Annotated in this window: 9 protein-coding genes and 1 pseudogene; 3 read left to right on the top strand and 7 right to left on the bottom strand. The window is 45.8% G+C overall.

The window, feature by feature from the left end:
• A pseudogene (locus RMO79_RS04760) lies at positions 1 to 160 on the top strand (phycocyanin subunit alpha); the annotation flags it as partial.
• A gap of 191 nt (positions 161 to 351) precedes the next feature.
• Positions 352 to 1,167 carry a HEAT repeat domain-containing protein gene (locus tag RMO79_RS04755; RefSeq protein ID WP_310481915.1) on the top strand — a complete coding sequence of 272 codons (816 nt, stop codon included), beginning with the start codon at positions 352 to 354 and terminating at the stop codon, positions 1,165 to 1,167.
• Positions 1,168 to 1,212: 45 nt separating this feature from the next.
• On the opposite strand, the gene RMO79_RS04750 is transcribed toward RMO79_RS04755, so the two are convergent.
• The 4 genes from RMO79_RS04750 to cobU form a co-directional block, all read right to left on the bottom strand.
• Positions 1,213 to 2,499, bottom strand: a complete 1,287-nt coding sequence (locus tag RMO79_RS04750) for a caspase family protein (protein WP_310481914.1) — start codon at positions 2,497 to 2,499, stop codon at positions 1,213 to 1,215.
• Positions 2,500 to 2,720: 221 nt separating this feature from the next.
• Positions 2,721 to 2,909: a hypothetical protein gene (locus RMO79_RS04745; RefSeq protein ID WP_310481913.1), complete on the bottom strand. Its 189-nt coding sequence runs from the start codon at positions 2,907 to 2,909 to the stop codon at positions 2,721 to 2,723.
• Positions 2,910 to 2,918: 9 nt separating this feature from the next.
• Positions 2,919 to 3,491, bottom strand: coding sequence for a peptide deformylase (gene def, locus RMO79_RS04740; protein WP_310481912.1), 573 nt, complete (start codon positions 3,489 to 3,491; stop codon positions 2,919 to 2,921).
• A gap of 136 nt (positions 3,492 to 3,627) precedes the next feature.
• The gene (gene cobU, locus RMO79_RS04735) at positions 3,628 to 4,188 is read right to left on the bottom strand and encodes a bifunctional adenosylcobinamide kinase/adenosylcobinamide-phosphate guanylyltransferase (RefSeq protein WP_310481911.1); all 561 of its coding nucleotides are present in this window, start codon (positions 4,186 to 4,188) and stop codon (positions 3,628 to 3,630) included.
• Between the two features lie 116 nt (positions 4,189 to 4,304).
• On the opposite strand from cobU, the gene RMO79_RS04730 reads away from it, so the two are divergent.
• Positions 4,305 to 4,826 carry a hypothetical protein gene (locus RMO79_RS04730; protein WP_310481910.1) on the top strand — a complete coding sequence of 174 codons (522 nt, stop codon included), beginning with the start codon at positions 4,305 to 4,307 and terminating at the stop codon, positions 4,824 to 4,826.
• A gap of 35 nt (positions 4,827 to 4,861) precedes the next feature.
• Here the strand turns inward: RMO79_RS04730 and RMO79_RS04725 are convergent, their stop codons facing one another.
• From RMO79_RS04725 to RMO79_RS04715, 3 genes are all read right to left on the bottom strand, one after another.
• On the bottom strand, positions 4,862 to 5,443 hold the full coding sequence (locus tag RMO79_RS04725; protein WP_310481909.1) for a DUF2939 domain-containing protein: 582 nt from the start codon (positions 5,441 to 5,443) through the stop codon (positions 4,862 to 4,864).
• 178 nt (positions 5,444 to 5,621) lie between these two features.
• Positions 5,622 to 6,860 carry a bifunctional ornithine acetyltransferase/N-acetylglutamate synthase gene (gene argJ / locus RMO79_RS04720; protein WP_396136523.1) on the bottom strand — a complete coding sequence of 413 codons (1,239 nt, stop codon included), beginning with the start codon at positions 6,858 to 6,860 and terminating at the stop codon, positions 5,622 to 5,624.
• Between the two features lie 69 nt (positions 6,861 to 6,929).
• On the bottom strand, positions 6,930 to 7,523 hold a 594-nt coding region (locus RMO79_RS04715; protein WP_310481907.1), incomplete at its 5' end, for a restriction endonuclease.

Below are 7,523 nucleotides of genomic sequence, written 5' to 3'. Positions count from 1 at the left end.
TCTCCTCGGCGGTTTGGCAGAAATCAACAAAACTTTTGACTTATCCCCAAGCTGGTACGTTGAAGCTCTCAAGTACATCAAATCTAACCACGGTTTGTCTGGCGATGCGGCTGTTGAAGCTAATTCCTACTTGGATTATGCCATCAACGCATTAAGCTAGAACCTCAGGTTCGACACCCGAAGTTATCTTCATCCGTTAGCAATTGCGTTGGCCGATGAGGAAATAACTTCGGGAATTTTTTTGGCTATTTGTCGCGGTAAAATGGGGAAAGTATTGTCTGGAGATCGTTCAAGCACTATCCACTATCCACAACCATCGTCTAATTTGTCACTAAGATCGAGAAACTAAAGATGAACGATGAATCGCAAATTGAAGCTGGCGAACCGCTAACGATCGCACGAGCACTCGAAAATCTCAATGGGGAAGACTTAGGATCGCGCGCTTATGCATCCTGGTGGCTGGGTAAATTTCGGGTTAAAGAGCCAGCAGCGATAACGGGACTGATTGCGGCTCTAAAAGATGAAGCAGATCGGACTCCCGAAGGTGGCTATCCGCTGCGGCGCAGTGCGGCGAGAGCATTGGGGAAATTAGAAGATTTACAAGCCGTTCCGGCTTTAATTGAGTGTTTGAACTGCACCGATTTTTACGTGCGCGAGGCGGCGGCGCAATCTCTAGAAATGTTGGGAGATATGCGCTGCATTCCGTTTTTAATCGAGCTGCTAGCACCCGCGATTTGCGATGGTAAATTATTACCGAATGGTGAAGATTTTTCGCAACCCTACGATGCAATTCTAGAAGCATTAGGGACATTGGGTGCGACAACTGCCGTCCCGTCAATCCAACCATTCCTGGAACATCCGATTCCCAGAGTGCGCTATGCGGCCTTACGATCGATGTACCAGCTCACTCAGGATACGGTCTATGGCGATCGATTGGTACTAGCTCTATCAAACAACGATCTACAAGTCAGACGGGCATTGCTGTCCGATTTAGGTGCGATCGGGTATCTCCCCGCAGCCGTGCCAATTTCTCAAGCTCATGCCGAAAATAGTCTCAAACTAATCGCGCTCAAAGGCTTATTAGAAACCCAAATTATGCTCTCACCATTCGATCGATTATCCGATGGTGCGATCGAAGTCATGCAATTGATGGATGAATTGTTGTAAATGCACTCCCGAAAATTTAAGGCAGGGGTAATGTTTTGTCTCGCTTTAACTTTTGCCCAGAGAACCCGACTCGCAATTTAACAGTCGATCGAGAATTGCAATTTTTTGGGTATTCTTGCTAGTCCTAAGCTGCTGTTCGATCGCAATATTAATTAGCTCCATTTTCAGTCGGGCTAGATAGGTAGATTTTAGTTCATCTTCCATAATAGATCGATCGATCCGAGCCTCGTTATCTGTATAGCTTTTATTCCGATCGAAATTAAGCTGTTTAGCTAAAGATTGCACCACAAACCGTTGTTCGGGGCGGGCGGTGGCTAGCAATTTGGAGAGCGACTGTTCGGAGAGCAGATTCGCGGTGGCTGCCTCTGAAAGCTGAGATTGCAGCCAGGATTCGGAGGTGGAGATCGGTAAATCGGCAGCCTGTTCGTCAACTTTAGCAAAAGCATGGGCTTCAAGATAGGATACCCGCCCATCTTGGTTATAGTCAGCAGAGGCTACGCGCTGCCCGATGCGATTGGTGCCGCTCAAACCAGCAAAAAAGCTCGAACTATAGTCTCGATAGTCGGCTTCATTGACTTCAGGAGTACAGCCCACTGACGGTAAATACTTAGTGGTAGCAAAAAAACCACAGCGATGTCGATCGGCAATTTTAGCCTGCGGATCGCCATTTTTATAGATAATTGAGTTAGCAAACGCACCTGCATAACATTGCACCATCACAGTGACGACGGGCTTTGTGGGAGGCAACCGCTCCAAAAACGTCGCAAACTGCCGCACACTCAATCTTCGATCGTTCCACAGCAGCATCGTGTTGTTATCTTCGTCTTCTCGGTTGCGGGAACCGTGCCCAGTAAAGTAAAAAAACAGCGGGCGGCGATCTGATGCAGATGCGCTGGCGATCTGCCGGAGCGATTGCTGTAAATTGTCAACTGTCGCCGCAGCTTTTAAATAAGGGATCTTAGGTGCTTTAAATTGTTCTAAGCGATTTGCGTCTAAATAGCGTACCGTTTCGCGTCCATCGTTACCATTGGCAAATAAAATTGTCGCTTGGCTAGGATCGAACCCCAATGTCTTCAGCGTGCGTTGAAAATAAAGCACATTTTTTTCGATCGCAATTTCGTTATATGATGGTGCGCCACCACCGCCCAAAACTAAAAAATCGGGTACGGTTGCCGATTTCTGGTTGGCAAGATTTTGACTGGCATTAGTTGTCGATTCCAATGGCGAAGCAGACTGAAGAGTTGCACCATTGAGTGATGGCTCAGTGGCAATAGCTACCGTTATTAAACCACCGATCGACACGATCGGTAAAATCGATAAAAAACGCATCATTTCTAGCCATCACAAATTAGTTCCTATTGTACTCAGCATGTTAGAAAAGATCGCTCAGTAGTTTCCACATAAAATCCCTAAAATCAAGGAACTTAGGGGCTTGCCATTTAATAAACTACCAGTGGGTTTAGGTTGTGCCTGCCGCCAGCACAGCCTCTGCCTTAGCAGCTACCGCTTCATGAATTACCCCCATCCAAAATTTCGAGAGTAGTTCGCGTTACCTAACGAGAATTTTTGACCGCAGTTAGAAATAAGAACACCGTCAGAGGAATAGATGCAGCTAAAATGCTGCCCGTGACAGCAGTACCGAGTTCTGGCGCACCAGAAGTGAGTTCAAATACCGAACCGACTGCGGCAATGGCGGAAATTGAGGCTCCGAGTAAGCAAATACCAGTTAGAGGAGTGTACATGAACTGAGATTATGCTCCTGGATTGAGATGTTGGACGTGTTGCAATGAGAAACCTTTACTCTTGAGTTCTTCAGTTAGAGCGAGTTCGTTTTCCACTCGATCGACAAATAAGACTCCATTGAGATGATCCATTTCGTGTTGGATGACACGGGCTAGTAAGCCATCGGCTTTGAGCGTACGCGGACGACCGGATTCATCGCGATATGCCACCTCGATCGTCTCTGGACGTTCGACATCTAAATATACTCCTGGAATACTCAAGCAGCCTTCTTGGTCTTTACAGAATGCTTTGCCGTACTTTTTAATGGCTGGGTTAATCAGAACTAGGGGCAGAGCTTCTGGTTTATCTAGTTCGCAGTCGATGACGATTAACTGCTTGTGAATGCCCACTTGCGGTGCGGCTAAACCAATGCCGTCAGCACTATACATTGTTTGGAGCATTGCCACGATCGTCCGGCGGATCTCTTCATCCACGCTGGCAATCCGCTTGGCAGGCTGACGCAAAACCCGATCGCCCAGAAAATGGATATCTAGCGGCGGTTTGGCTAATTTTTTCTTTTCAACAAGGATCGATGTTGGCATGAACGGATCGTTAAGCGCGATATCTAAATGTTGACGCTCTGTCTCTAAATTATTTTAACAGGTTTTAGGCTTTAGGTTTTGGGCTTTAGGTTTTGGAACTGCGTTCCGTCTCCCAGTCTCCCAGTCCCCCACTCTCCTAGTCTAATTTACGACCTAATTGAGATAAATTTAAAACGTGACCGCCAGTGACTAGATAAACTGGGTTGGAGATCGATCCAATTTTACGGGTTAACATGCCCAGGCGATCGCGAAATAATCGCCCGCTGGGGTAGGCGGGAACCACTCCCCAGCCTGTTTCTTCGGCGACGATGACGATCGTTGCGACACTATTTGGTAGTATCTCTAGTAACTCTTGAGTGAGATTTTCCCATTCTTCGTCGGATCGATCGAGTAAATTTGCCACCCAGGTACCGAGCGAATCAATTAGCAAGCAATCCTCTGCTAGAGCCGACTCGATCGTCTTTGCCAGATGTTCGACTGCGGCTACTGTCTGCCATATCGCTGGGCGACGCTGCTGGTGAAGCAGGATTCTGGCTCGCCATTCGACATCGGTAGGATCGATAGTTGCAGTGGCAATATAGGTGACAGTTTTATCTGTTTCAATCGCAAGCGTTTCCGCCCATTCACTTTTACCAGATCTCGCCGCACCCGTAACTAAAATAAGTTGTCGTCCCGATTGAGTTATGCTGTTATCCATTCAAATTATCTCAGGCATTACTGGAGGGAGTAAGAAGTAAGAAGTAAGAAGTAAGAAGTAAGGAGTGTAATTACTTCTATTCCCTATCCCCTATTTAGTTTATCAACTGATGTGATATGTCCCTATTCCTAGATCGGAATTCAGATTCTCAAGCCAAACCAGCCACAATTGAGGTACCGAAATTCGGTCATCTCCGTCAGGATGCCAACCCGATTTTGGCAGCACACATGCTCCAAGAGATGTACAAGTTGGTGACGGGGTGGCAACAAGAATTGGTACAAATCGATCGAGATCGGGTCGAAGTCGTCGCTAGCGGTACAATTTTAGCAGGATGGCTAGAGTCCCGGACTTTTCAGCGTAATGCCGCAGGTGAAGCGATTCCGACTCCTTATGTTACCGTCGAGACGATCGATCTGGCGATCGTCGATCCTCAGGCTGGCTATCGGTTATGTGGATTGGATGAATACGGACAACTCTGGACGCGATCTTGTTCGATGGCAGAGATTTTGAACGTCAGTCAGGCAATCGCTCGATATCAGCAATTAAAAGATTTGGACGCACGCAAACAACAAGTCGAGCGACACATTCGCCAAGTTCTTGAGGATCTCGTTCTGTTGCGAATCAAGATTGAGGACTAGGGGATGGAAGTAAGAAGAGTAATTAAACCTAATACCTAAACTTTAGAAATATCGATCGCCGATAATTTCCAGGCTAAGAAGCCATCGCGTTTTAAGATTAGACTGACATCTTTGGTACGATCGACTTTATCGATAATCCGAATGACAAACCGATCGATCGATTCATAGCCCATTGTGACATTAGACTTATTTAGATCTGTTTCGAGATAACTGAGGTCGATTTTAGCTTCAGGTACTTTATCGAGCATCAATTTTTCGATTCCTGCGGGAGTAATCAATTCATCTACGATCGGATTGACAATTTTATCGACTAAGGATGGGGTTAATTCAGGCGATCTAATAGTACTGTCTTTGGCTGTTTGCTTGAGTATTTTAGCTTTGATATTTTCTTTAACACTGACTCTCAGTTCTGGGAAATTTATTTCTTGCGATAAAGCATCTGCATTCCGATGCTCGGTAGCATTTTTGATATTATTCAGCGTTAAGTAAGGGGCATAATAAGCTCCACCACTAACGATCGCCACCAGTCCCGCACTGACAGCAGCACCAGTAATAATTGTCTTTTTATCTGTAGATTTTAGGCGATCGCGCAGCCGCTCTGATAGAGAATCAAACATAAGTAGTTAAAATGATTATCTTAAAGTTACTCGATCGCTTACTGGGGGTTTCTTTTACTTGTATTAGTGAGGAAAGCAAAGATATTTTGGATTTTAGATTTTGGATTTTGGATTAAAAATAGCCCTATTCCCTATTCCCTATTCCCTATTCCCTATTCCCTATTCCCTATTCCCTATCCTAAGTTGTGTATTCAGCGTTGATTTTGACATAGTCATAACTGAGATCGCAGCCCCAGGCAATGCCTTTACCACTACCATTTCCCACCGCTACCGAGATTAATACCGTATCTGTCTTGAGGTATTCCCCTTGGCTGGCGGCTTTGAGATAATTACTGGCAGCAGTTCGATCGAATGTCAACGGTTGTCCGTTTGCCATCAGTTGAATATCGCCTAAGCTGACAGCCAAATTATTCTGATCGAATGGTACGCCAGCTTTACCCGCTGCCATTGCAATTCGTCCCCAGTTAGGATCGTGTCCGAAGATAGCAGCTTTTAGTAACGAAGATCCGGCAATTTCACGGGCAATTTGGCGCGCCTCGCGATCGGTAGTAGTCCCGGTTACTCGTACTTCAATCAGGCAGGTAGCACCTTCGCCATCTCGCGCGATCGATTTTGCTAAATACTGACAGACGGCAGTCAGCATGGCTTCTAGTTTATCAGCTTCGGCTCCGGCTTGGACGATCGCAGGCGTGCGCGATTCGCCATTTGCTAAGGCGATCAGGGTATCATTGGTACTGGTATCACCATCGACGGTAATCTGATTGAAACTTTTATCCGCCGCTCTAATTAACATTTGTTGCCATAATGTTGTCGATACCGCCGCATCGCATGTCACGAACGCCAATAGCGTCGCCATATTCGGATGAATCATCCCCGAACCTTTAGCCATCCCGCCCATCCGCACGGTGCGATCGCCAATTGTAGTTTCTATCGCGATCGATTTACTGACTAAATCTGTCGTCATAATTGCCTTAGCTGCGGTATCGCCACCCTCAGGGGAAGCAGCCGCAACTAAGCTGGGAATTCCGGCGAGCAAGGCATCCATTTTAATGCGTTGACCAATTACCCCCGTCGAGGCGAGTAAGACTGCTTCTGGGGCGATATTTAGGGCACTAGCAAGCGCATTCGCACAGGCGATGGCATCATCCCAACCAGCTTCGCCAGTTGCCGCATTTGCCTGTCCCGAATTGCACAAAATTGCGCGGATACTGTGTTTGAGATCGAGTTGTTGGCGGCAATATTCCACACATGCAGCCCGCACTTGACTGGTGGTAAACACTCCAGCCGCGATCGCATCTACGTCGGATAAGATTAATGCCAAATCGGGCAATCCCGATGCTTTCAATCCTGCTGTAATCCCCGCCGCTCTAAAGCCTCTCGGTGCCGTCACTCCCCCAGAAATTTCACGCCAGTCCATATCAGTCATCGGTTAACAAGTACTAGTTATCAGCATACTAGCATTGGACTGTTCTGATGAGCTGATTTACTATCCTTCAAAATAGTCCAGATCTAGACGTTTAATTTGGTATTCAGACACAACTGAGACACCGAGATTGAAATCGATCGCATAATTAGTCAGTTGTAACCCATCAATCAACACAACTTTAATATCATTTGGTAAATACGATCGAGCTTGTTCTGAAAATTTAGCAGTAGTGATAAATACTCCTTTTTTAGCACCTTTACCAGCTAAGGCTCCAACAAATTTCTGAATCTCAGGGCGACCAACATTACTATCCCAGCGTTTAGCTTGAATATAAATAATATCTAAGCCTAATTTATCTTCCTTAATAATTCCATCGATTCCCTCATCTCCAGTTTTCCCGATTGCCTTACCAGCATCTGCAAGCGATCCACCATAGCCCATCTTGACTAATAGTTCAATTACCAATTGCTCAAAAAATGCTGGCGAACAACTTTTGATTCTTTCAAGCATTTCTTGAGCTAGATTTAATCTAAGCTTTTGATAGATAGAATCGATCTCTTCATCAGGTGTTTGTTCGACGTTAGTTGACTTAGAACCAAGAGATAAATCGCTCGAACTGTCAGAATTAGATGTTGTATTGATAAAGTCTAAATA

Source organism: Chamaesiphon sp. VAR_48_metabat_403 (assembly GCF_031422475.1).
Classification (GTDB): domain Bacteria; phylum Cyanobacteriota; class Cyanobacteriia; order Cyanobacteriales; family Chamaesiphonaceae; genus Chamaesiphon.
The sequence above is the reverse complement of the archived record's forward strand: the minus strand, read 5'-3'. Positions and strand labels throughout refer to the sequence as shown.